19 protein-coding genes are annotated in these 23,611 nt (G+C 63.6%); 2 read left to right on the forward strand and 17 right to left on the reverse strand.

The genetic code is table 11. The annotated features are described in order from the left end of the window. Positions 1–94 precede the first annotated feature (94 nt). The gene (locus CK228_RS32515; RefSeq protein ID WP_245438166.1) at positions 95–1,348 is read right to left on the reverse strand and encodes an ABC transporter substrate-binding protein; all 1,254 of its coding nucleotides are present in this window, start codon (positions 1,346–1,348) and stop codon (positions 95–97) included. 217 nt (positions 1,349–1,565) lie between these two features. Between CK228_RS32515 and CK228_RS32520 the strand changes: the two genes are divergently transcribed. Continuing rightward, entirely contained in the window at positions 1,566–2,711 is a 1,146-nt protein-coding gene (locus CK228_RS32520; protein ID WP_179296117.1) for an ROK family transcriptional regulator, read from the forward strand. Positions 2,712–2,762: 51 nt separating this feature from the next. On the opposite strand, the gene CK228_RS32525 is transcribed toward CK228_RS32520, so the two are convergent. The 3 genes from CK228_RS32525 to oiaX all read right to left on the reverse strand — a co-directional run bounded on the left by CK228_RS32525 (position 2,763) and on the right by oiaX (position 5,909). Further along, on the reverse strand, positions 2,763–3,194 hold the full coding sequence (locus CK228_RS32525) for an SgcJ/EcaC family oxidoreductase (RefSeq protein ID WP_095790517.1): 432 nt from the start codon (positions 3,192–3,194) through the stop codon (positions 2,763–2,765). Between the two features lie 128 nt (positions 3,195–3,322). Then, positions 3,323–4,657, reverse strand: coding sequence for a four-carbon acid sugar kinase family protein (locus CK228_RS32530; RefSeq protein WP_095790489.1), 1,335 nt, complete (start codon positions 4,655–4,657; stop codon positions 3,323–3,325). A gap of 4 nt (positions 4,658–4,661) precedes the next feature. Next, a complete protein-coding gene (gene oiaX / locus CK228_RS32535) occupies positions 4,662–5,909 on the reverse strand; it encodes a 3-oxo-isoapionate-4-phosphate decarboxylase OiaX (protein WP_095790490.1) in 1,248 nt (415 codons plus the stop codon). A gap of 188 nt (positions 5,910–6,097) precedes the next feature. Here oiaX and CK228_RS32540 point away from each other — a divergent pair, with 188 nt between their 5' ends. Beyond that, positions 6,098–6,811 (forward strand): transcriptional regulator NanR, encoded by a 714-nt coding sequence (locus CK228_RS32540; RefSeq protein ID WP_095790491.1) that lies wholly within the window; start codon positions 6,098–6,100, stop codon positions 6,809–6,811. 6 nt (positions 6,812–6,817) lie between these two features. Here the strand turns inward: CK228_RS32540 and CK228_RS32545 are convergent, their stop codons facing one another. The 13 genes from CK228_RS32545 to CK228_RS32605 form a co-directional block, all read right to left on the reverse strand. Next, a complete protein-coding gene (locus CK228_RS32545) occupies positions 6,818–8,656 on the reverse strand; it encodes a hypothetical protein (RefSeq protein ID WP_095790492.1) in 1,839 nt (612 codons plus the stop codon). Then, the gene (locus CK228_RS32550) at positions 8,653–9,687 is read right to left on the reverse strand and encodes a Gfo/Idh/MocA family oxidoreductase (RefSeq protein ID WP_095790493.1); all 1,035 of its coding nucleotides are present in this window, start codon (positions 9,685–9,687) and stop codon (positions 8,653–8,655) included. The genes CK228_RS32545 and CK228_RS32550 overlap by 4 nt, the downstream gene beginning before the upstream one ends. Positions 9,688–9,689: 2 nt before the next feature. Then, on the reverse strand, positions 9,690–10,754 hold the full coding sequence (locus CK228_RS32555) for an ABC transporter permease (RefSeq protein WP_095790494.1): 1,065 nt from the start codon (positions 10,752–10,754) through the stop codon (positions 9,690–9,692). Further along, positions 10,747–12,318: a sugar ABC transporter ATP-binding protein gene (locus CK228_RS32560; RefSeq protein WP_095775515.1), complete on the reverse strand. Its 1,572-nt coding sequence runs from the start codon at positions 12,316–12,318 to the stop codon at positions 10,747–10,749. Before CK228_RS32560 ends, CK228_RS32555 begins: the two co-directional genes overlap by 8 nt. Beyond that, positions 12,315–12,980: a DUF2291 family protein gene (locus tag CK228_RS32565; protein ID WP_095790495.1), complete on the reverse strand. Its 666-nt coding sequence runs from the start codon at positions 12,978–12,980 to the stop codon at positions 12,315–12,317. Before CK228_RS32565 ends, CK228_RS32560 begins: the two co-directional genes overlap by 4 nt. A gap of 77 nt (positions 12,981–13,057) precedes the next feature. Then, on the reverse strand, positions 13,058–13,999 hold the full coding sequence (locus CK228_RS32570) for a D-ribose ABC transporter substrate-binding protein (RefSeq protein WP_095775517.1): 942 nt from the start codon (positions 13,997–13,999) through the stop codon (positions 13,058–13,060). Positions 14,000–14,302: 303 nt separating this feature from the next. Next, positions 14,303–15,130 (reverse strand): phosphogluconate dehydrogenase C-terminal domain-containing protein, encoded by an 828-nt coding sequence (locus CK228_RS32575; protein ID WP_095790496.1) that lies wholly within the window; start codon positions 15,128–15,130, stop codon positions 14,303–14,305. A 106-nt stretch (positions 15,131–15,236) separates the two neighbouring features. After that, positions 15,237–16,268, reverse strand: a complete 1,032-nt coding sequence (locus CK228_RS32580) for an ABC transporter permease (protein ID WP_095790497.1) — start codon at positions 16,266–16,268, stop codon at positions 15,237–15,239. Next, complete coding sequence (locus tag CK228_RS32585; RefSeq protein WP_095790498.1) at positions 16,265–18,748, reverse strand: ATP-binding cassette domain-containing protein; 2,484 nt, start codon at positions 18,746–18,748, stop codon at positions 16,265–16,267. The genes CK228_RS32580 and CK228_RS32585 overlap by 4 nt, the downstream gene beginning before the upstream one ends. 67 nt (positions 18,749–18,815) lie before the next feature. Then, the gene (locus tag CK228_RS32590) at positions 18,816–19,838 is read right to left on the reverse strand and encodes an ABC transporter substrate-binding protein (protein WP_095790499.1); all 1,023 of its coding nucleotides are present in this window, start codon (positions 19,836–19,838) and stop codon (positions 18,816–18,818) included. Between the two features lie 376 nt (positions 19,839–20,214). Further along, a complete protein-coding gene (locus tag CK228_RS32595; protein ID WP_245438167.1) occupies positions 20,215–21,036 on the reverse strand; it encodes a FadR/GntR family transcriptional regulator in 822 nt (273 codons plus the stop codon). A gap of 2 nt (positions 21,037–21,038) precedes the next feature. Further along, positions 21,039–22,040, reverse strand: coding sequence for an ABC transporter permease (locus CK228_RS32600; protein ID WP_095790501.1), 1,002 nt, complete (start codon positions 22,038–22,040; stop codon positions 21,039–21,041). Continuing rightward, a complete protein-coding gene (locus CK228_RS32605; protein ID WP_095790502.1) occupies positions 22,037–23,560 on the reverse strand; it encodes a sugar ABC transporter ATP-binding protein in 1,524 nt (507 codons plus the stop codon). Before CK228_RS32605 ends, CK228_RS32600 begins: the two co-directional genes overlap by 4 nt. Positions 23,561–23,611 lie beyond the last annotated feature (51 nt).

Raw genomic sequence — 23,611 nt, forward strand, 5'->3', positions numbered from 1 at the left:
GTCGATAGGATCAGGTCGTGATTTGACATTTGCGGCGCGGAACTGGATGGAGGATGGCCGGGCGAGGATAGAAATCGCGCCCGGCCGTTCCTGTCTACTTCTGTGCTTCGGCCGCGTCGGCCATCGCATTGGCGCCGTCCTCGGGTGACATGTCGGGCGTCGCTACGAACTCGGTAATGGCGTCCATGATCGCGCCGCGCATCTTCTGCGGGATGGTCATGTTGTGCGCCATCGAGCGGACCAGCGTGCCGTCCTTGATCGAAGCCTGCAGATCCTTCTGTGAGAGCTGCTGGCACGGATTGAAGCCCTTCGACAGATCGATATCGAGACGCGCGGGGATCGAGCCCTTGGCCTGGTTGAAGACCGTCTGGAAGTCGGGCGACAGGATCAGGCTGGCAAGCAGCTTCTGGCCGTCGATGTAATCCTGATCCTTTTGCTTGAAGAACACGACCGAGTCCGAGTTGAGGATGAAGCCGGGTTTGCCCCAATCGGTCGGTGCCTGGGCGCAGACATAGTCGGTGCCTTCCTTAAAGCCGGCGGCGGTCAGCAGGCCGATCGTCCAGTCGCCCATGATGTGGAAGGCTGCGTCGCCCTTGCCCACGAGCGCCGACATCGAATCCCAGTCGCGGCCAACCATGCCCGGATCCATGTACTTGCTCGTCATCAGGCGCATCTGCTGGAAGGCCTTGACCATCCCCGGGCTGCGCATGGATTCGACATCGCCCTCGACGAAGGCCTTGCGATAGAGACCGATGTCCTGGCCGTAGAGCACGACCTCGAACACCGTCGAATCCGTCCAGTCGGCCGTCGAATGCGAGATGCAGATCTTGCCAGAGGCGACGATCTTGTCGCAGGCTGCATTGAACTCGGCCCAGGTCTTGGGCATTTCCGTCACGCCGGCGGCCTGCATGACCTTCGGCGAGGCCCACAACCAGTTGATGCGGTGGATGTTCATGGGGGCGGCGACCCATTTGCCGGTCGGCTTCATCACCGGAAGCAATTCCGGCGCGACCACTTTTTCCCATCCTTCCGAGGCCGCCAGCTCGTCGAGGTCAGCGGTCATGCCGGTCTTGTTCCACTCGGCGATTTCCGGACCTTTCAGCTGCACGGCGGGCGGGGCATTGCCGGCGATCACGTCGGCACGCAGCTTGGCCAGCGTGTTGGCCGTGTGACCGGCGATCGAGGTCTGTTCCCATTTGCCGCCCTTGGCGGTGAACATCTCGCCGAGCTTGGCGATCGCCTGGGCGTCCGAGCCAGTCGCCCACTGGTGCAGCAGGTTCGTCTTGGGCTCGGCTAAGGCTGCTCCGGCGACAAAGGTGCACGCAACGGCGGCCGCGAGGGCGGTCATGACGCATTTCATAGTTTCACTCCCATATGGTGTTGCACGGTTCGTATCGACCGCTTATGGCCGCGGTTTGAAGCCGCCGCCGGCGAGATGCGTTAATCTCAAGTTCTTTCCAAGATGACATATTGGAGCTATCAGTCAACGATGTTTATGTTGGCCCATGACAAAACCTTCGCTTAGAACCTGGCTGATCGACAGGCCGTCCGCATCGCCGGAGAGCATGATTGTGCGCTGCCTGAGTGAACGCGGCGCCCTCTCGGCGTCGCAGATCGCACGCGTCACCGGCCTGGCGCGCTCGACGGTCTCAACCGCGCTCAATGGCTTGAGAAAATCGGGCATGGTGATCGAAGCCCCGACCAGTCGCGAGGGAATCAGAGCTATTGGCAGGCCAGCCGCGGCCGTGACGCTCAATCCGACAGCCGGTACCTGCGTCGGAATTCACCTCGGACTTCAGCAGATACGACTGATCGTTGCCGATGTCTCGCATTCCGTCATTGCCGAACAAACTATCCCCATGGCACTGGACTACCAACCGCAGCAGGCGGCCCAGATGGCCAAATCGGCAATTGCCCAATCTTACGAGGAAAATGGTCTGCCGATGGCGGGGCTCCTGGGGGTTGGGATTTCCGTCTCTGGTCCTGTCAGCCGCGATGGAGTGGTCCTGCGCGCCAGCATCGTTCCAACATGGGCCGGCGTCAACATACGAGATGTGTTCGGACCCGTGCTGGAGCGGCCGATCTTCGCCGACAACGAGAGCAACTGCTCGGCCATTGCGGAGCTGATGTGGGGCGCGGCAATCGGCCACGACGATTTCGTCCTGTTCAAGATCGATCTGGGGGTCGGTGGCGCCATTGTCCAGCATGGCCGGCTGGTGACGGGCATCGCCGGCGGCGCCGGCGAATTCGGGCACATCAGCATCGATCCCGGCGGCGATCTTTGTCGGTGCGGCAATCGCGGATGCCTGGAGCTCTATGCGAGTTTTGCCCGACCACTGGAACAGATTTCGCGTGTCATGCGGCGGCAGGTCACCATGGACGATGTCATCATGATGGCCAAGGAGGGCGACGTCAGGGCGTTGCGGATGATTGAGGATACCGCCGAGATCGCCGGCCGGGGTCTCGGCTTGATCGGCTCGGTGCTCAATCCGCCGCTCATCATCATCGGCGGCCAGATGGCGTTGGCGGGCGACATTCTGTTGACGCCGCTGATCGCGTCCTACGAACGCCACACGCTCATCAAGTCCCGCGATATCGCTCCGGCCCTGCGCACGCGAATAATCGTTGGCAAGCACACCGAGAACGATGCATTGCTGGGCGCGGTCGGACTCGTGCTGAGGCATCAGACGAAGGAACTGTCGCTCGGCTGATCAATCCAACAAACTGCCCCGCTACCCCATGCTGCGGGGAGGTGAGGAGGATCAACTCCTCGCGCTCGAAGGGGGAGCAGCTGCCCCTGGAACAATGTCGGTGTTTTGGGCCACCTTTATCCGCCAGCCCGACTGTTCTTCCTTCACAACCAAAAGCAGAATGCCTTTGCGTGTACCGGCCGGTGAGCCATCCGGAGCAAATGCACCGGTCAGGGTCCACGCATAATGTACCGATGCAAGGCCGGGAGCTAATTCAACAACCGACGAGACAAAACCCTCCAATCGGCTGTCACGAAACATCGTTTCATGCGTTGCGCGGTGCGCCCCCTCGATCTCGGCGCGATTCTTCCACCACATTCCCACGACATTGACGAAATTGGCCTCCTCGGAGAACAGCGCTGCGAAATCGTCCATATCGTGCCTGTTCCACGCATCGGCAAAGGCCGTCGCGATATCTTCAGGTTTGCTGACCACCAGTGCCATGGCGAAAATCTCCTTGCATTTCTGCTGGCTTGCGGTTTCAAGCATAGCACGGTCGCTATCAATTACAGGTCCCGCCGCACGCTTCTTCCGTGGCTGCGAGACAGAACAGCCATGGGACCTCCGCACAGTCAACTGCGAAGACCGTCACGGATGGACGAGAAATAGCGGTCGGTTCCTACCTGCCCGCCCTTCAGCGCAACCTCCAGCCCGTCAATCGCTTTGACGTGCGAATGAGCAACGCAAAGTGGGGAACCAGGCGAGGCGGGCAGAGGCATCCTGACGGTCAGAGCGTCGACGCCCATTTGTCCAAGCGCATGGCTTGACGTGTCACCGCCGGCAACGACCACGCGCCGCAAGCTCTGCTCGTCAGTCAATTGGCGCAGCAGCGCACCAAGGCCGCGGCCAAGCTTGTGGCGGGCGCCGTCCTGCCGGTCGATTTCGGCGCCCCTGTCGGCTGCAGGGCCAAGCGCGGTGTAGAGGATGACGCTTCGTCCGGCTCGCAGGCTGGCGCGGCCGCTTGCCGCCGCACGCGTGATCGCCTGCTGCGAAGCCTCCGAAACCAGTTCGACAGGATCGACCTCGATGCCGTCGAAGCCGTCGCTCAGGGCATGCCGGATCTGTCGTTCGGTGGTCGGCGAGCAACTGCCCGACACGACGGCGATCCGGTCGGCAGCGCCTGGCGGCGTGAAGCCTGGTCCGGCGCCGACGATGTCATTCGACGCCCATTCGGCCAGCAACGCATACTCGACGCCGGACGAACCGGCGACAAAAGAGCCGCCCGGCTTGCGCATGCGCCATATCTCCTTGCCTGCAAGGGCCTGGGTCTCGCGACTGTCGACGTCGACAAGCACGATGGCCGCGCCACGGTCCACGAAGCGATCGAATGCCTGCGACCGCTGCTCCGACTGCAGTGTCGCAAGGTCAATCAACCCCGACGTGAGATCCGTCTGCCGCGACAGATGGATCAGCAGGTCCGATTCATCCATCGGCGTCGTCGGGTGGCGGCTCATCACCGGATGGCGGTCGATGCGGAAATACTGGTCGCGATAGGCCGCGAACAGATGGCCGAAGGCGGTGTAGCGCTTGAGCTGCGGCGCGCCGACCAGCAGCGGCACGCTATCCTGTTTGAAGACCTCGCGGCCGATCTCGATCGCCCGGCCGATGCTGCCGATCGTCGGGCTGGAATCGAAGGTCGAACAGACCTTGTAGTGGCAGATTTCGGCTTTCAGCGTCTTCAGCCAGGCGAAGGCGTCGCGCAGATGCGTGTCCATCCAGTGCGGCGTCTCGCTGCGGCTGGTGCCGGCCAGCCCGACCGCCTGGCAATGCTTGAATTGGGCAAATAGAGCCTCGTCCGGCTGCCTCATGAACAGCACCGTCGGCACGCCGCCGAGCTCCAGCGCTTCCATGACGTCGGTCGAGCCGGTGAGGTCGTCGCCATAATAGCTGAGCAGCAGGTTATGCATGACCTCAGGCCGCCTTGCCGTCGCCGAACTTTTCGATCGACCGTGCCAGTTCGCGATGCTTCAGGGCGAAGTTCGCCAGCGGGACGCCCTCGACCGCCGCTTGCCAGGCTTGCTGGACGGCGCGCACGCCGGCGCCTGGCCCGTCCGGATGGCTGACGATGCCGCCGCCGCAGAGATAGAGCAGGTCGACCGTGCGGCCGGTTCGTTCGTAGGTCTCGGGCGCCTGCCCGCCCCACTGGCCGGAACCTGCGACCGGCAGCGAGCAATCATCAGGCGAAAAGATCGGCGTCGTCACTGCCTTGAAGGATTCGATGAAGGATGCATCCGGCTCCCAATATTTCGAAGCGATGCCGTTGATCTGGAACTGGTCGACGCCGAGCAATCGCCAGAACTGCTGCCAGACCTTGAAATCCATGCCGAGGCCGGGGTGGCGGGTGAGGATGTCCCAGCCGTTGCGATGGGCGTGCAGCACCAGGCTGGAGCGTTTCCTTAAGTAGGCCATGCCGCCGAAGCCGATGGAGTTGATGTTGATCACCGCGCAATTGCCGCCGGCCTTCGCCACCAGATCGTGGTTGCGCATCATCTCGTCCGGGTCGGCATGCGAGATGCCGAAGGCATACATCACCTTCCTGCCGGTCTTCTGCTCGTGGTCGAGGATCAGCGGCATGATCGCCTTCACCCGCTCGGCCAGCGGCGAGTAGGCCGGGCTCATCAGCTTTTCGTCGTCCTTGATGAAATCGACGCCGGCCTCAATCAATTCGCCGACCATCTCGGCTGTCTCATGCGGCCGCAGCCCCAGCGCCGGCTTGACGATGGTGCCGATGATCGGGCGTCCCACGATGCCGGTCAGCTTGCGGCTGCCGGCGACGCCGAACTGCGGGCCGGGATGGGCGCCGCGATAGTCATCAGGCAGCTGCATGTCGACGATGCGGATGCCCGACAGGCCCTTGATCGAATAGGTGCCACCGATGGCGATGGTCATCAGGGCCGAAAGGTCGGTGCCGATCGCGTCGAACGGGAATGCGATGTCGACATCGGCGCGCTTGAAAGGTCCGCCTGCCTCGGGGATGGACGGTTGCTGCGCATCGGGCAGATGCCGGATCGCCAGCACTCGCGCCGCCACGCGGGCCTTCAGCTCCTCGGTTTCGCCGGGCAGGGCGACGAAGGTGCCGGTCGACTGGTCGCTGGCGATCTTGGCCGCCAGCGCCTCGATGTTGCCTGACGTTTCGATGCGATAGGTGAAGGTGATCATGGGAAAGCCGGCCGGTCGAAAAGGGTCCGAAAAAAGTTTCGTCACGTCTGAAATCTGGTATAATGAGTACATAAGTATTGCAAGCAAATATCCCACTTCGCGCAACGGGGGCGGGCAAAGGTGCAGGCATTCCGGGAATCGCACCGGCAGTGCTAAACAGGAACCGGGCCAGGGAGTGATTCGTCACGATGAACCGTTCGGAGCCGATCGTCCGGCGCAAACTTTCCGACGAAGTCTTTGCAAGGCTCAAGCAGCTGATCACCAGCGGCGAGTTGCAGCCGGGCGACGACATGCCGTCGGAGCGCGAATTGATGGAGCGCTTCGAGGTTGGCCGGCCGGCCATCCGCGAGGCGATGCAGGCGCTGAGCAATATGGGCCTCGTCGCCATCTCGCATGGCGAGCGGGCCAAGGTGCTGCAACTCACCGCCAAGTCGATCATCAAACAGGTCGACGGCGCGGCCAAGATCATCCTGTCGTCGTCGAAGGACACGCTCGAGCACCTCAAGACCGCGCGCATTTTCTTCGAGCGTGGCATGGTCAGGGAAGCCGCCGAGAAGGCCACCGTCGAGGATGTGCAGCGGCTCAAGGCAACCGTCGCCGAGCAGCGTGCCGCGCGAGGTGATTCCGAAGCCTTCATTTCCGCCGACATGAAATTCCACACCCAGATCGCGACGATATCGGGCAACCCGATCTATGTCGCCGTCAGCGAGGCGATGCTCGGCTGGCTGAAGGAATATCACACCGAAATGCTGATCTGGACCGGCAAGGAACAGTTCACGCTGACCGAGCACGAAGAGATCATCGGCCGCATCGAGAAGAAGGATGCCGATGGCGCCGAGAAGGCGATGATCAAGCATCTGGAGCGCTCGCGCGCCCTCTATGTGATGAATTCCGAAAAGTAATCTGATTCAGCCGATCCGCGCGATCGCGTAGGGTGTCATCACAAGATGGCCTCGGTCAAACTCCGAAAGGTCGACCGCCACGTCGCTTGCCGTCAGGTTCGTCAGCCATACGACTGTCTTGCCCGAGGGTGAACGCCCGGCCAACGCCATTACCCGGGTCTCATCGCTCGTTTTGGCCGTGACATGTTTAAGGCCAGCCAGTTCGCAAAGCCCCTTGATGGCCTGGAAGATCGGCCGGGGTGACCCTTCCGCAACGGGTTCCCCAGATCCCGCCAGCACGCCGAATGGCCCGGTGAATCCCGACAGCGTCAGCATCTCCAGGCCGGCCGGCGCGACCCGCGCGGCATAGCCGATCGTCCAGGCGGCGGCGAACTGGCCATTGTGGCGCGGATCGCGGTTCGCCATGGCGATGCGCTCTCCCCGCGGATTGTCCTTGGTGGCGCCGCCATAGGGGTTCTGCCGCATGGCAATGGTCGAGGGCCCGATCCGGTAGGGCCTGTCGCCGAAGATCGCCCGCGCCGACCGGGTGATGAACGGCAACGCCTCCAGCGACTGCATGACGCTGAGATCGTCGGCGGCATGCACGATCGGGCACGTGCAATGGCTGACGAAATCGAGCAGCCCGGCCGGGACGCGCTTGCGGTTGAGCTCGGTGAAATAACTGAACATGCCGCCGCCAAGACGGATATCCGGGAAGGCCCGGCGCGCGGCGGCGTAGACATCTTCCAGCGGCGGGCAGGGCGGCCAGGCGCTGCCTGGTGGTGTCGATTGCCGATCGACCGAAGGCGAGACCGCTATGGCATCGAGCCGCAGGCCCGCCCGGCGCACCAGGTCGATGATATCGGAGAGTTCGGCATCGAGATCGCCGCTGCAGGCGACCACGCATTCGAGCGTTGTGCGGGCGGGATAAGCCGCGGCGAGCCGGGCGAAAGAGCGCAAGGCATCGAGCCCATGGCCGCCCGTCGGATCGTAATGAAGCAGCAGTTGCTGCGGGCCGAGCGCCGACAGTGCTGGGAGGTTCGCCAGCGCTGTCTCGACATCGCCGGGATAGAGGATCACGCCGACATCCGGAAGCGCCGGACCGGGCTCGCCGAGCGTAACGCGGATCGGGCCAGATGGCTCGGTGGTGGCCGGCGTCTTGTCGTCGCCGGCAATGCGTAGGCTGATCGTCTGGCGGTTGGTTTCGCCGGCCGGCAATACATAGGGCCAGGGCAGCGTCAACGGCCGTACATAGGTCTTGTAGGAAGCATCGGACCAGTTGCGCTGGTCCTCCATTTCGAAGACGTCGCCTTCCATACGGCATTGCGCGGTGACGCCGGGCCGCACTTCATGCGTGATGGCGCGCAAATCCTTGAAAGGCTGCCAGGGATCGATCAGATCAGGCAGTCTCGTCGCCACCACGCTGCCATCCGTGTGCTCGACCATTACGGGGCTGCCGGCGAGGCCGGCGATTGGATGCAGGATGCAGAAGCCGCAGCGGTTGGTCTCGAAATCGCTTTCGGGCAGCGCGTTGACGTCGAAGACCAGCTGCCCATCAGAGGAGCCTTTGATGGTGGCGTGGAAGGCGAGCCGGCTTCCGCCAGGCCCGGTGCAGCTTGCCGCGTAGCTGACGGAGAAAGCATCGGCACCCTGATCGATAGTCAAGTCCGTCAGCGCTGGCTCATAGGTGCCCCAGTCGCGGTCACGAACGACATAGGCGATGGCACGCAGCACCTCCGCGCCGCCATGGCGTATTGTGCGCAGATTGCCGTTGACGAAATCGGCACTGAGCGGGCCGGCGATCAACCGGACCGGTTCGGTCTCCGCCGCGTGCGTGCCGCAAAGGAGGAAGCGATCCTTGGTCATTCCAGCAGGTCGTCGATCCGCACCGGTTGCCGGCTTGCGGCGCCGGTATAGGCAGCCTCAACCAGCGCGAATGTCTTGAGGTTGTCGGCGCCGGAGGTCGCCGGCCCCTTGCCTGATGCAATGCAGTCGACCCAGTGCCGCTGGATCGCCAGCACGCTTTCCTGAATGTTGTGCCATGGCCGCGAGGCCCAGGGCAGCAGCGGCGGCGAGACGTCTGTGACAGTGGTTCCGCTCTTGCCGGTGACGGTCAGCTGGTATCCCTGCGCCAGCCGGAGCGTGCCGTCGCTGCCGTCGATCTCGATCAACGTTTCGGGAAACGGCTCGACGGCAAGCCTGGTCGCATAGCTGCAATCGACCACCGAAATGGCGCCGTTCTTGTGATCCATCAGCATCGTGGCGACATCCTCGCCGGCGATGGCGGGATTGATGCGCGCGGTGCGCGCGGTGAGGCTCTTTACGTCGCCCAGCAGGAAACGGGCGATGTCGAGGATATGGATGCCGAGATCCTCGACGATGAAGCGTTTTCCCGTCGCCAGGTAGGGCTGGCCGGAAAAAACGTCATAGGCCGAGCGGAAGGAGATACGCCCGAAGAAGGGCGTGCCAATTTCACGGCTGTCGAGCATGGCGCGCACAGCCTGGACCGGCGACTGCCAGCGGAAATTCTCATGCACCATCAGCGGCACGCCGGCCTCGGCGCAGGCCGCGACCATTGCCTTGGCGTCGGCCAGCGTCGGCGCGAAGGGCTTCTGGCAGATCACCGGGACGCGGTTGGCGGCCGCCATCTCGACCAGCGGCCGATGGCTGGCCACGGTGGTGGCAATGTCGACGAAGTCGAGCGTCTCGGCCGCGAACAGCGCGGCTGCATCGGTGTAGCGCCTTGCCACACCGAACTGGTCGCCGACGATCCTGAGCCGCTCCGGATCGCGGTCGCAAATGGCTACGATCGCGGCGCCCTCTATGTCATGCCAGGCATGCATCTGGTTGACGGCGAAGAAGCCGCAGCCGATCAGCGCTCCGCTCAAAGTCGCCATGATCAACCCGCCTTTGCCATCTGCATCAGGGTGACACGCTGCTGAAGCCGGCGCTGCGCCTGGTCGACGACGACGGCGACGATGATGACGAGGCCCTTGATCACCATCTGCCAGAACGAGCTCACCCCCATCATCACCAGCCCGTCCGACAGGATGCCGATGACGAAGGCGCCGACGATAGTACCGCCGATCGTGCCGCGACCGCCCGACATCGAGGTGCCGCCAAGCACCGCCGCGGCGATGGCATTCAGTTCGAAGCTCTCGCCTGTCGCCGGGTGCGAGGCCATCAGCTCCGACGAGATGATCAGGCCGACGATCGCCGCGCAGAAGCCGGAGAACATGTAGACGAACATCTTGACCATGTTGACGCGCACGCCCGAAATGCGCGCCGCGCGCTCGTTGCCGCCGACGGCGAAGATGTGGCGGCCGAGCGGCGTGTACCGGGCGAGATAGGCAGCACCCAGCGCCACCACGATCAGGATCCAGATCGAGACGGGCAAGCCGACGAGCCGACCCGCGCCGAGGAAGCCGAAGCCGGTGGTGCCGAGCTCCGGCTTGCCGACCAGATTGGGGAAGGTGCGGCCGTCGGACGACAGCAGCGCCAGGCCGCGCGCCACATAGAGGACGCCGAGCGTGGCGATGAACGGTGCGACATTGAGCCGGGTGATCAGCAATCCGTTGACGGCGCCGATCAAAATGCCGACCGCCAGGGTGATCAATGCGATCTCCACCACGTTGAAATAGATGGTGTAGCCGATCTGCAGGTCGATGCCGTTGAGCACGAGATAGCCGGCCACCATGCCGCACAGGCCGACGATCGAACCGACCGAAAGATCGATGCCGCCGGTGATGATGACGAAGGTCATGCCCATGGCGAGGAAGGCGTTGAGCGCCACATGCTTGGCCATCAGGATCAGATTGGCGGCCGAGAGGAAGTTCGGCGCCGCGATGGAGAAGAACACCAGCACGGCAATCAGCGCGATGAAGGTCCTGAGCTTCATCAGCGTCAGCAGCGCGGAGCCGCTGGAGGCCGAGGAGTGAGTCGCCCTGGCCGGAATGTCAGTCATTAGCGTTGCTCTCCAAATTCTGGGGCAAGATGTGCGGGGCGGGTCCATGGCCGAGCGCCGATGCGGCGACAATCGCGGCTTCGCTCGCCTCGGCGCGATCGAACATGCCGGTCAGTTTGCCATTGCTCATCACCGCGATCCGGTCGGACAGCGCCATCACCTCGTCGAGATCGGAAGTGGCGAAGAGGATGCCGAGCCCATCGCGCGACAACTTGCGCATGGTGCGGAAGACATCCGCCTTGGCGCCGACATCGATGCCGCGGCTCGGCTCGTCCATCAACAGCACCTTCGGTTCAGTAAGGAGCGCCTTGCCGATCACCACCTTCTGCTGGTTGCCGCCTGAAAGCGACGAGACTTCCTGCGCCGGATCGCCGACCTTGATCGAAAGCTCGCGCACCATCTGCCTGACTCCCTGCCGCTCTGCGCCGCCTCGGATATGGAACAAGCGCACGAAACGCGACAGGCTGGCCAGCGTCAGGTTGCTGGCAACGGATAAGATCGACACCAATCCCTCGCGTTGGCGATCTTCCGGAATCAGCGCCAGCCCGCGCCGTATGCGCCGCGTCGTGTCGCGTTCCCTGATATGTTTTCCGTCGATGAAGATCTCGCCGCTGGCATGGCCGTGGCGGCCCATGATGCAGTCGAACAGCTCGCTGCGCCCCGCGCCCATCAGGCCGTAAATGCCCAAAATCTCGCCGGCGCGCAGCGACAGCGAGACATGGTCGACCGCCAGTCCGCCGGTGACGCGCGGCAGGCAGATGTCCTCGGCTCGGAAGATCTCCTCGCCGGGAACATGGCCGTCGGCCTTGGCGAAATCCTTGGCGTCCGAGCCGATCATCTGCCGCACGATCCACTGCGTGTCGACGTTCTTCACCTCTTCCTGGCCGGTGATGCGGCCATCACGCAGCACGGTGATGTAATCGCCGATGCGGATCAGCTCCTCCAGCCGGTGCGAGATGTAGACGATCGCCACGCCGCGCGCCTTGAGGTCGGCGATCACCTTGAACAGGATCTCGACTTCCGCCGCACTGAGCGCCGAGGTCGGCTCGTCCATGATCAGGATGCGTGCGTCGAGCGAAACAGCCTTGGCGATCTCGACCAGCTGCTGCTGGCCGATGCGCAGATCCTCAACCAGCATGTCCGGCCGGATACCAGCTTCGAGCCGATCGAGGAATTCGCCGGCCCGCCGCTCCTGCGTCTTGCGGTCGATCTTGCGAAACCGGTTGGTGATCTCGCGCGTGGCGAAAATGTTCTCGGCGACCGTCATGTTGCCGAACAGGTTCAGCTCCTGGAACACCATGCCGATGCCGCGGGCCACGGCATCGCCGGAGGAGGAGAAGGAAACCTCGTTGCCGTCGAGCATGATGCGCCCGGCCGTCGGCTGCTCGACGCCTGCGATGATCTTCATCAGTGTCGATTTGCCGGCGCCGTTTTCGCCGACGAGCACATTGACCGCGCCCTTGCGCACCTCGAAATTGGCCTGTTTGACCGCGACGGTGCCGGCATAGACTTTCGAGACGTCTTCCAGCTTCAGGATGACGTCATGACCAAGCGCCGCGCTCATGGCTTGGGCCCGATCTCGGCCTCCGCCGGGGTCACCAACGGCAGGTCCTGGCCGCCTTCGATCGTGTAGGCGCCGAGCACCTTGGCGGTGCGGCCCTCCAGCGCTTCGCGCGGCAGCTTGGACAGCGCGGTCTTGTCGGCATAGGCATTGAACGCCTTGCCGAACTGGGCGAAGTCGATCTGGTTGGTGAAATCGTTGAACTGAACGAAATCGAGGCTGTCGCGCAGTGCGGTTCCGCGCATCGCCGGCCCGATCTGGACGCGCGCATCCGCCTTGCCGTCGCCGTCGACGTCGATATCCATCGTCGCCGCGCGCGACTGCGTGTTGGCGGCGACGATCTTGCCCTCGACGCGGACCGCGAAGGTCCATGGCGCATTCGCCTGCTTCTTGGGATTGCCGTATTTGGCGCCCGCCGCCGCCGGATCGGTCTTCGCCAGAGCATGGACCTCGGCAAATGCCCCGGCCTTCCCTTGCAAATAGGGGATGACCTTCGAAGTCCAGATATCCTCGACCATCTTGTCCGGGTTAAAGCCGGACGCGTTGCCTGCAACCCCTTGCGCCGATGGCGTCGGCAGGACCTTGCAGGCGCTGAGGCCGACGCCGGCGACCAGCGCGAGGATCGGCCAAGTTGCCTTAATCGGCCGGATCGGCTTACTGAGCATGGCGGTCAAAGCTTCCCATTGAAATGGAGGCGAGGGACGAACCAAGGTTCGCCCCTCGCTGTTTGCGTTGCGCCGGCTTAGTTCTTCAGCGCGAAGGTTTCCAGCTTGGCGGCATTGTCGCCATTGATGAGCACGCAGTCCATCAGCTGCTTTTCCTTCTCGGGCGACTTCTTGTTCTTGATGAAGTCGTTGGCCTGCTCGACCGCCATCTGCGCTTGGGCGTAGGCCGGCTGCAGCACCGTCGCCTTGATGCCGCCTGACGTGATGGAGTCGCGCACGTCGTTGGAGCCGTCGAAGCCGACGACGATGACATCCTTGCGGTTCGCCGCAGCGAGCGCCGCATTGGCGCCCATCGCCATCGTGTCGTTGCCGGAGATCACGCCCTTGATATCGGGATTGGCCTGGAGGATCGATTCCATCTTGGAATAGGCCTCGGTCTGGCTCCAGTTGGCCGACTGCTGCGCCACCATCTTGAGGTCCGGATAGTCGTCGATGACGTCGTGATAGCCCTTGGAGCGGATGCCGGCATTGGTGTCGGATTCCTTGCCCACCAATTCGACGAAGTTACCCTTCTCGCCCATCAGCTTGACGAATTCCTGCGCGCCCAGTTGGGCTCCCTGGTAGTTGTTCGAGACGATCTGCGCCACGGCGACGCCGGTGGCATTGATCTCGCGGTCGATCAGGAAGGAGGGGATGCCGGCGTCCTTGGCCTTCTGCACCGCAGCGACGGTGGCGTCGGCGCCGGCATTGTCGAGGATGATGGCCTTGGCGCCGCGTCCGATCGCGGTGTCGATCAGCTCGGACTGCTTGTTGGCGTCATCGTCATGCACCAGCACCAGCGCTTCGTAGCCGAGTTCCTTGGCCTTTGCCTCGGCGCCGACGGCTTCCGCCTTGAAGAACGGATTGTCGTGCGAGGGGGTGATGATCGCGATCAGGTCGGCCGCGAAGGCCGGCGCAGCCGTGCCCAGTGCCAGTACGCCGGCGAAAGCCGCAAGTGTCATTCTGCGAGTAAGTTTCACTAAGTCCTCCCGTTAAGAACATGGGCCTCGACCAGTCGAGGCCACTGTCTTCATTTGAAATCGTCAGACAGGGCGGGGCAAAACGCCGCCTGCATCGGCAAAGCCGTTTGCCGGCTTTTCGACCGAACCGATTTTCGCGCCCGTCCCCGCCATCCTCCGCTCGTTCCGATGCCTCCTCCCAGCGGAGAAGGATCAGTCCCGAGTGCGTCAGCAGCTTAGCCAACTGGTATAATGAGTCAACCACTAATTCAGATGATCTGTATCTAACCGCGCACCTTGCTGCGGCGAAGGGAAATGCGCGCCTCAGGTGATGCGCTGGATGCTGGCGGCGATTTCCTCCGGCTCGAAGACGCGCTTCCAGTCATCGCGCATCAGCACCGGCTTGCCGAACTCGATGGCCTTGTTGCAGGCATCGGAGAACACGCCCTTGGTCTCGCCGAAGATGACGGCGCCGAGCACATTCATGTGGCCGAGCAGGAAATCGAGCGCGGCCTGCCGGTCGACGCCGCGCGCCACGACCTCGTCGAGCGCTTCCTTCATGACGACGAGCAGCGAAGCGCAAACTGTCTCCGAAAGGCCGGGCTCCAGCAGCGCCATCTGCTCGACCGTGACCCGGTGCGAGCGCATCACCGGCGCCCAGATGATCTGCGCGATCTTCTCACCCTTGGCGTAGTCTTCCTCTGGCCCCTGCATCAGGGCGCTGACGAAGTGCTGCTTGGCCTTGACGCCGCCGAAGAAGTCCTTCTTGGCGGCCATGTCGGTCTCGTCGTTGAAGATCGGCGGATGGCAGGGATGGGTCACGAAATAGGTAAGGTCGGGACGATCAGGCAGATGGCCGGCGAAAGGGGCCGCCGCATCGAGCACGATCACCATCGTGCCGGACGAAAGCTTGCTTTCGATGCTGGCGGCGACCTTGCCTATATGCGTGTCCGGCACCGCCAGGATCACGACTTCGGCGTCCTTAAGCGCCTCGTCGGCGTCGACCGCATCGAAGCCCAGACCGGTTTTCAGCCGCTCCTTGCCGGCCTCGCTGATCTCGACATGGCGGATCGTGTAGTCCGATCCGCGAAAATTGGTCGACAGGCGGTAGCCCATTTTCCCGCCCGCACCAAACAGCGCAATCGTTGTCATCTGGCCTTGCTCCTTGAATTCTGGACGATCGTCGCGCGATCGTCATCTTATATACTGGTATGATCACTCTACCATATTTTGGCAAGCGGAATTGTCGGCCTGCTGGTCACTCCGGCAACGACGCGGCCGCCTTTGCCTGCGTCTTCGGCGTCGCTCCATCTGCAGGCTCGGCAGTGGTGCGCCGCGCCAATGCCTGTCGGCCGGCAAGCGCCAGGACAAAGATGACGACGATGCCCTGGACGATGTCCTGGGCGCCAGGCGGCAGCCCGATAATCTGCATGGTCGTCACGATCAGGATGAGCAGGATGCTGGCCCACAGGGTGCCGAGCGCGGTCGCCGAGCCGCCAAAGATCAGCGTGCCGCCGAGCACCACGGCGGCGATCGACTGCAACAGATAGGGCTGGCCCATTTCGAGGAAGGCGCCGCCGATATAGGCGCCGAGCAGCAGGCCGTCGAGCGAGGCCAGCACCGACGAGATGATGAAGGCCGCTGCGATCACCCGGCCATTGCTGATGGCGGCGAGCCGGGCGGCCGCGCGGTTCTGGCCGACCGCCGACAGGAGCTGCCCGAACACGGTGTAGCGCAGCACGAAGGAAGCCGCCGCTACGCCGAGGATGGCGATGATGGCCATGATCGGGACGCCCGAGATGCGGCCCGTCGCCAGATCCTTGAGCGCCGGGCTGACGGCAAAGCCGGGGATTGCCTTGTTCGACAGCAGCGTCGCGGTCGCCAGTACATAGCCGGTGGCGAGCGTCGCGATGATCGCCGGAATGCCGAGGCCGACGACCAGCAGCGAATTGAGCAACCCGACCGCGAGGCCGAGCAGGACGGCAGCCGTGACGCCAATAGCAAGGTTGGCATCCTGGCCCTTGATGGTGAGCAGCGCGACGAAGGCGCTGAGCGTGATGACCGAGGCGACGGAAAGATCGATATTGCCGCGCCCGGTGGTGACGACGAACATCTGGCCGATGCCGACGACGGTCAGGAACGAGGCCGACAGCACGATGCCCGACAGGCTGGACAGGCTGAACCGGTTGGTGACCACGGAGAGCACGAGCCAGAGCAGGAGCACGCCGATCGCTGCCCAGATCCAGCGGTTTTTCTGGGCCCAAACAGTGAAGGCGGACAGCGCGTTCATTGTTCGCTCCTGCGGTCCGCGGTCAGGCCGCGCAACGTCAGGAGCGCGATCAGGATCAGCCCTTGCGTCGCGGCGTTGAAGTCGCTGCTGACATTGAGCGTGCCGAGCAGTGCGCCGATCAGCGACAGCGTCACCGCGCCGGCGATGGCGCCAACCGGCGAGACGATGCCGCCGAGCAGCGAGCAGCCGCCCATCACCACGGCGGCGACGCTGAGCAGCGTGAACGAATTGCCGGAGTTAATGTCGCTCGCCGTGTTGATCGCCGTCAGCGACAGGCCGGCGGCCGCCGCGAACAGCCCGGCGATGAGATAGCGCACCAGCGCGTAACGTGTTGGCGACCAGCCCGAGCGGATCATTGCCGTCGGATTGTTGCCGAAGCCTCGCAGCACCACGCCGAGTGGCAACCGGTCGATCGTCAAGACCACCAGGGCAACAGCCGCGATGAGGATGATCGATGTCGGCAGGAAGTCGAGCGACCAGCCGAACAGCGCCGTAAGCCATTCAGGGCTGGCGCCGCCTGGCGTCGGCTGCAGCGCATAGCCCAGCCCCACCCAGATGAAGGAGGCGCCGAGCGTGACGACGATAGCTGGGATCTTGCGTGCCTGGATCAACCCGCCGAGCCCGGCATACACGGCCACCGCCGCCAAAACAGCCAGCGCACCGAGCCATGGCTGGTCGTAGAGCAGCGTCGCGCTGAGCACGCTGATCAGCCCGGCGAACGCGCCGACGCCGAGATCGATTTCGCTGCCGCCGACGATGAACATCTGTGCCGCCGTCACCAGCACCAGCGACAGCGCTGGCATCAGCAGCAGATCGAGGCCGAAGATCGAGGCGACCGCCGGATTGGCCGAGATCATCACCGCCAGCACGGCGGCGAGGCCGATGAAGGGGGCTGCGTTCACCAGCCTGCGGACAAGCCCGGCGGCGCCGGCCTTGGCCTGCGCGGCGTCGATGCGCTTGTCCGCCTGTTGGACGAAAGACGCCCCGACGATCGCCGCTTCGGTGATCGCCTCACCGGTCAGTTCCTTGACGATCCGGCCGCCGGCAAAGATCAGCACGCGGTCGCAGGCCAGCAATTCGGCGTCCTCGGTCGTGTGCCAGACGAGTGTCCGCCCGCCGCGTGCGATGTCGTTGCAGAGCCGGTAGAAATCTTGCTTGGTGGCGATGTCGACGCCGCGCGTCGGATCGTCGAGCAGGATGATCGGCGTATCGGCGACGAGCGCGCGGGCAACCAGCGCCTTCTGCTGATTGCCGCCGCTCAGCTCCAATATGTTGGACCCGAAGCGATTTTCGTCGAGCCGCAGCCGACCTGCGGCGTCGGCCGCGGCCTCGCGGTTGTGGCGATCCGAGACCAGGCCCAAGGACGGGCGGCGCGCAAGGCTGCCGATGGAGATGTTGCCGAGCACGCTCCACAGCGGGAACACGCCTTCCTTCTGTCGGTCGCCGGCAATGAAGCCGGCCTCGCCGGTTCTCGTGACGGCGGCATCCTTTGCTGGATTGGGCTTGAAGATGGCATGCAGCAACTCCTTCTGGCCGCTGCCCTCGAGCCCCGCCAGCCCGACGATCTCACCGCGCGCGATCTCGATGTCGCGGCCGAGTTCGGATGTCAGCGACCCGGACAGCCGCACCAATGCGCCCCCGGTGCTGGCGACGATGGCGCCATGCTGGTGGATCGAGTTGGCGTCGCCGCCCATCAACTGCACCAGCTTGCTGAACGACGTATCCGCCACGTCGCCGCGCCAAGCCGTGCGTCCGTTGCGCAGCACGACAACCTGCGCGGCGATGTCGATGATTTCCTGCAGCTTGTGGCTGATGAAGATGAAGGCGAGGCCAGCCTTGGCTCGCTCGCGGATGAAGGCCCTTAACTGCCTGGAGCGATCGAGATCAAGCGAGGAGGTCGGCTCGTCGAGAACGATGAGCCTGACGCCGGGCGTGGCGGCGGCGCGTGCGATCTCGACCATCTGCCGTTCGGCGATGGAGAGTTGGCCGACTTCCGCGTCCACATCGATGCCATTGCCGGGGAATACGGCATCCAGCGCCGCGCGTGCACGGCCAAGGTAAAGCTTCCGCCAGCCGGGCCGGCTTGTCGCGTCCTGTGGCGTCTCCAGAAAGAAGTTCTCGGCCACGGAGAGGTTGGCACACAGCGACAGTTCCTGATGCACCATGCGGATGCCGCGCCCTTGCGCTTCCGCCGTGTCGTAGTCGGCGAAGCTCAGCGTCTGGCCGGCGAACGAGATCGAGCCGAGGGTCGGCCGCATCGTGCCGCAAAGAATGCGCATCAGCGTCGATTTGCCGGCGCCGTTGCCGCCGACGAGTCCGATGATCTCGCCGGCCGAAACGGCGAGGTCGATCTCGGCGTTCGCCAGTGTCGGCCCGAAGCTCTTGGTGATCTGTGAAAGCGAGACGATTTCCTGCCGGATCGAAGCGGCGGGTGCCATGGCGGCTGCACGCTTCTGATCGGCAACGGCAAGGTGGGACATTCGTCCTCCGTTTCTTCACGGCCAGGGATCGGGCGCTTTCGGCGTCCGATCCCTTATTCTGGTCGGGTTACTTGCTCAGCAGGTTCTGCTTGACCCAGTCGAGCGAATAGCTGGGGCTGATGATCTGGCCGGCCGGCAGCTTGGCGTATTCCTTGAGGTTGCTGGCATCGACGGTTGCGACGGGCATGATCATCATCTTGGGCGCCTTGGCGCCCTTGAGCAGGGAGAGGCCGAGCCAGAAAGCGGCGCCGCCAATGCCAGGCGTGGTGTTCATCGAGACCGTCTGGTAGCCGTTCTTGGCGTTCTCGTCGGCCCACCATTTGACGAAGTCGGTACCGCCGCCGCCCTCGATGATCGGCATCTTGTCCTTGTACTCGCCGCCATACTGGACGAAGGCCTGAGCGATGCCGACATCGTCACTGCCGCCCTGGCCGAGCACCGCATCGACATGCGGCAGCGAGGGCAGCACATTGGCGATCGCCGCTTGCGCCACCGAGGCCGTCGCCTGGCCATAGACGGTCGCGGCAACCTTGATGTCCGGATATTTCGCCAGGACCGACTGCTGCGCGTTGAACATGTCATTGTCGGGCGCCGAGCCCTTCACGCCACGAACCTGGATGACGTTGCCCTTGCCGCCGAGCATCTTGAACACGGCTTCGGCCTGGGTCGCCTTGTAGCCCTTGAAGTCGAAATTGAGCTGGTAGTTGCAGGGTGCCGAGGCGACTGAATCGAAGGAGACGACGATGATGCCGGCCTTGCAGGCTTTTTCGATGACGCCGTTGACCGCGGTTTCCGAGGCGGCGTCGACGGCGAGCACGTCGACCTTCTTGAGGATCAGTTCGGCGATCTGACTGTTTTGCTGCGCCACCGAGCCGTCGCCGTTCATGACGATGTAGTCGGCGATCTGTCCCGCGGCCTTGGCTTCCTTGGCCGAAGCCTCGAACGCTTCCACCATCTGGTGGCGCCAGGTGTTGCCGTAATAGGCATTGGTCAGCGCGATGACCGGCTTGTCCGACGACGCCATTGCCGGCAGCGTCACAACACTGATCAGCGCGGCGCTGGCCAGCGCCGCCACGATTGAACGTTTCATTGTATCTCCTCCCAGAAAGACCATAGGACGCAGCGCATCTGCTGAGGATCACGCTATGTCAGGTACATATTATACCAGCATACCAAATAGACAAGCGCTTTGCTGCCTGCTGGGGTTCGGAGGCTGAAAAGCGTAAGGCCCACCAATTTCGTCGAATTGGCATGTCGTCTGGTCAGACAATCCCGGATCCCGAGGGTCAGGTCGGAACTTCCTCCCATGCGAAACGTCCGCTTTCGCCATCCCGAAGTCGCGAAGCTCTCATTCGGCTTGCGTCGTCAGGCCATGGCTTGAACAGCGGCTGCGGCCATGATCGAACCGCGCCAGACCGGCGCCAAGCGACGGAACCATTTCGGCGGACAGGTCGCCATTTCGAATTTCAATGGTGCGGATCATCAACCTCAGATGGATCGGCATTGGCGGTGGGGACGCGCTGTTGGTGGCGGCCCTTGCGGGCGATAGCGAGAAGGTCGTTCGAGGCGATGCCGATCAGCGCTTTCATCTGGTCGTGAGCGTCGTCGACCCTACGCATGCGGATTGCTTCCAGCACATCGCCATGTGCGCTGAGCGTCTGCTGATAATTGGCGGTGGCCGATGTGGTCAGTCGGAAAGAGAAGCTGAGTGCGGCTGCCAGCATATTGCCGAGATTGGCGAAAACCGGGTTGCGGCTGGCGCGCAGGATAGCGGTATGAAAGCGGACATCGGCATCGAGACAGGCCGCGAGGTCGTCCTCCGGCGCAATGCGCATGGCCTCGTAGGCGGCTTCGATCACCGCGAGATCGCCCGAGGTCGCCATCCTGGCCGCAAGCTGGGCGGCAGCCGGCTCGATGACCAGCCGCGCCTCGATCAAGCCGCGGACGAAATCGAGATCAGGCTCGATATCGCGCATCCATTCGAGGACCTGCGCGTCAAGCCTGTTCCATTCGCTCGACGCGCGCACACGCGTGCCAGCCCGCTTGCGCGCCTCGATCAGTCCCTTGGCCGAAAGTGTCAGCAGCGCATCGCGTAGCGCCGTGCGGCTGGCGCCGTAGATGACGCACAGTTCAGCCTCCGTCGGCAGGACCGCGTGCTGCGCGTAGGTGCCGGCGAGAATGCGCTGTCCGAGATCGCGCGCGATGCGATCCTTCAGGGACAAATTGGCGCCATCCCCGGCAGGAAGGTCCTGCTTGCCTTGATCGCTTGCAGCGGTCGCCGCGTCCATCGTCATGTCCTGTTCAAGTGGTACTCGGCAATGACCACAGCAAGGATCAGCAGTGAGCCTTTTGCAAGCAATTGATAGAAGGTCGGCACGGACGTCAGTATCATTCCGTTGTTGAGCACGCCAATGATGGCGACGCCGAGCAGCGCGCCGACAATCGTGCCCTTGCCGCCCTGCAAGGCACAGCCACCCAGCACGGCCGCGGTGATAGCCTCGAGTTCCAGGCCCTGGGATCCGGATACGGGCTGACCCGAACCGGTACGGGCAGCCAGCAGGATCCCGGCCAATCCGGCGGCGACACCGCTCATGATGTAGATGCCGACGCGGTAGCGGTTTATGTTGATGCCGGAGAAGCGGGCGACAACGGGATTGCCGCCGAGCGCGTAGATGTTGCGGCCGACAATCGAACGCGCGAGGAAGAGGTGGAATGCGATCGCCGTCAGCACCAGAATCCAGACCAGCAACGGCAGGCCGAGGATGCGTCCAATGCCTATGAACCGGAACGTGTCGCTGAAGATGGCGATCGACTGGCCGTCGGACATGATGAAGGCAATGCCGCGAAAGATCGCCATGGTGCCGAGCGTGGCAATGACCGCGTTGACTCGCCCATAGGTGATGATGATGCCGTTGACCAGACCGGCAAGACCACCAAGCATCAGGCCGGCAACGATGCCGGCCGCCGGCGACCCGGTCGCCTGGATGGCCATTGCCGTCGAGACCGTGGTCAGACCGACGGTGGCGCCGACGGCGATATCGAGACCGCCGCCGACGATGACTACGGTCTGGCTCATTGCCAGCACGCCGAGAATGGTGATGCCGAGACCGATGTTGAGCAGGTTCCGGCTGGAGAAGAACACATCACCGCGTAGCGAACCGAAGATGACAACGAGAATGGCGAGTGCCACCAGAAGGCTGATGTTGTGAACGCCAAGGCGCTCCACAAGGCGCGCGGAAGCGCCCCTGGCATCGGTCTGCGCTTTCGATGCGCGAAGCTCGAGGCTGTTCATTGAATGTGGTCTCCGGGCGCTGGTGCGGATTGCGGCATGGCGTGTTTGAGGATCGTCGCTTCGTCGATGTCGGGGCGGGACAATTCGGCCGTGATGCGGCCGCCTGCCATGACAAGAACCCTGTCGGCGAGACCGATCAGTTCCGGCATTTCCGAGGAAATCAGGATGATGCCAATGCCGCTTGCCGCGAGTTCATCGATCAGCCGATAGATTTCCGCCTTGGCGCCGATATCGATGCCGCGCGTCGGTTCGTCGAGAATGAGCAGCATCGGCTGCCGGGCAAGCCAGCGCGCCAGAACGACCTTCTGCTGATTGCCGCCCGACAGTTTCGAAACCTGCTCGTCGAGGTTGGGTGCCTTGATCGACATCTTGGCTGCCAGCGGCGAGACAATCTCCAGTGCCTTGCGCCGGTTGAAGAAGCCGAAGCTCGACGTCTTGTCGGGCACGCAAAGCGAAGCGTTGTCGAGAATGCTTCTGAACAGGAGCAACGCCTCGTGCTTGCGGTCTTCGGGAGCAAAAGCGATGCCCGCGACGATTGCCGCATGCGGACTGTTGGGGAGAACGGGCACGCCATTCATGGCTATGGTGCCGGCGATGCGCTGGTCATAGCCGACAATCGCCTTTGCCAGTTCGGAGCGGCCCGCACCCATGAGGCCGGCGATGCCAAGCACTTCGCCGCGACGAACCCTGAGGCTGACATCGCTGACGCGGTCGGTGGTCAATCCCGCCACGTCCAGCAATTGTTCGCCGGACCGCCAGGTCTCGCGGGTGAACAGATCGGCGATGTTGCGGCCGACCATGAGCTTGGCGATGGTCTGCTCGCTGGCGCCGGCCGCCGGCGAATCGTCGACCAGCCTGCCGTCACGTAAAACGACAATGCGGTCGGCAAGGTCGATGATCTCGTTCAGCCGGTGCGAGATGTATATGATCGACGTGCCTTCCTCGCGCAGCCGGCGGATGACGGAAAACAGGCGACGCGCTTCGTCATCGGTCAGTGACGAGGTCGGCTCATCGAAGGCGATCAGCCGGCCGCCGGCACGGATGGCGCGCATGATCTCGATCATCTGGCGTTGTGCCGGGCCGAGCGTGCCGCAGAGTTGGCGTGGCCGCATGTCCTGCTGCATGCCGAAGGTCGCAAGCACCCGGTCGGTCTGCTCCTCCAGTTTGCGCCAGTCGAGCAGGACGCCTGCCAGGCGCGGCAATTCGCCGACGAAAATATTCTCGGCCACCGTCAGGTTCGGCACGATCTCCGGCTCCTGATGGATGACGCGGATTCCGGCCCGGTGGCTGTCGCGCGGTTCGCCGAAAACGATCGGCGTCGCGCCGTGCCGCACAGTGCCGTTGTCGGGCCCGAAGACGCCCTCGAGAATGCGCATCATCGTCGATTTGCCTGCCCCGTTCTCGCCGACCAGAGCGAGCACCTCGCCTGGTCGGAAGGCAATCGAGACGTTGTCGAGCGCCTGCACGACGCCGAAGCGTTTCGATATGCCATCGAGCGAGAAGAAGTCCGATTGCGTCAAAGCTCACTCCCGAGGATCGATCCGTGTTCGGTGGCATCGCAGCCAGCGAAC

Origin of the sequence: Mesorhizobium sp. WSM4312 (assembly GCF_002294875.1) — a bacterium.
Taxonomy (GTDB): Bacteria; Pseudomonadota; Alphaproteobacteria; order Rhizobiales; family Rhizobiaceae; genus Mesorhizobium.

Excerpts from the sequence above, each read along its gene's own strand:
- CK228_RS32515 (WP_245438166.1), bottom strand. The coding sequence starts at position 1,348 with ATGACCGCCCTCGCGGCCGCCGTTGCGTGCACCTTTGTCGCCGGAGCA.
- CK228_RS32520 (WP_179296117.1), top strand. The coding sequence starts at position 1,566 with ATGATTGTGCGCTGCCTGAGTGAACGCGGCGCCCTCTCGGCGTCGCAG.
- CK228_RS32525 (WP_095790517.1), bottom strand. The coding sequence starts at position 3,194 with ATGGCACTGGTGGTCAGCAAACCTGAAGATATCGCGACGGCCTTTGCC.
- CK228_RS32530 (WP_095790489.1), bottom strand. The coding sequence starts at position 4,657 with ATGCATAACCTGCTGCTCAGCTATTATGGCGACGACCTCACCGGCTCG.
- oiaX (WP_095790490.1), bottom strand. The coding sequence starts at position 5,909 with ATGATCACCTTCACCTATCGCATCGAAACGTCAGGCAACATCGAGGCG.
- CK228_RS32540 (WP_095790491.1), top strand. The coding sequence starts at position 6,098 with ATGAACCGTTCGGAGCCGATCGTCCGGCGCAAACTTTCCGACGAAGTC.
- CK228_RS32545 (WP_095790492.1), bottom strand. The coding sequence starts at position 8,656 with ATGACCAAGGATCGCTTCCTCCTTTGCGGCACGCACGCGGCGGAGACC.
- CK228_RS32550 (WP_095790493.1), bottom strand. The coding sequence starts at position 9,687 with ATGGCGACTTTGAGCGGAGCGCTGATCGGCTGCGGCTTCTTCGCCGTC.
- CK228_RS32555 (WP_095790494.1), bottom strand. The coding sequence starts at position 10,754 with ATGACTGACATTCCGGCCAGGGCGACTCACTCCTCGGCCTCCAGCGGC.
- CK228_RS32560 (WP_095775515.1), bottom strand. The coding sequence starts at position 12,318 with ATGAGCGCGGCGCTTGGTCATGACGTCATCCTGAAGCTGGAAGACGTC.
- CK228_RS32565 (WP_095790495.1), bottom strand. The coding sequence starts at position 12,980 with ATGCTCAGTAAGCCGATCCGGCCGATTAAGGCAACTTGGCCGATCCTC.
- CK228_RS32575 (WP_095790496.1), bottom strand. The coding sequence starts at position 15,130 with ATGACAACGATTGCGCTGTTTGGTGCGGGCGGGAAAATGGGCTACCGC.
- CK228_RS32580 (WP_095790497.1), bottom strand. The coding sequence starts at position 16,268 with ATGAACGCGCTGTCCGCCTTCACTGTTTGGGCCCAGAAAAACCGCTGG.
- CK228_RS32585 (WP_095790498.1), bottom strand. The coding sequence starts at position 18,748 with ATGTCCCACCTTGCCGTTGCCGATCAGAAGCGTGCAGCCGCCATGGCA.
- CK228_RS32590 (WP_095790499.1), bottom strand. The coding sequence starts at position 19,838 with ATGAAACGTTCAATCGTGGCGGCGCTGGCCAGCGCCGCGCTGATCAGT.
- CK228_RS32595 (WP_245438167.1), bottom strand. The coding sequence starts at position 21,036 with ATGGACGCGGCGACCGCTGCAAGCGATCAAGGCAAGCAGGACCTTCCT.
- CK228_RS32600 (WP_095790501.1), bottom strand. The coding sequence starts at position 22,040 with ATGAACAGCCTCGAGCTTCGCGCATCGAAAGCGCAGACCGATGCCAGG.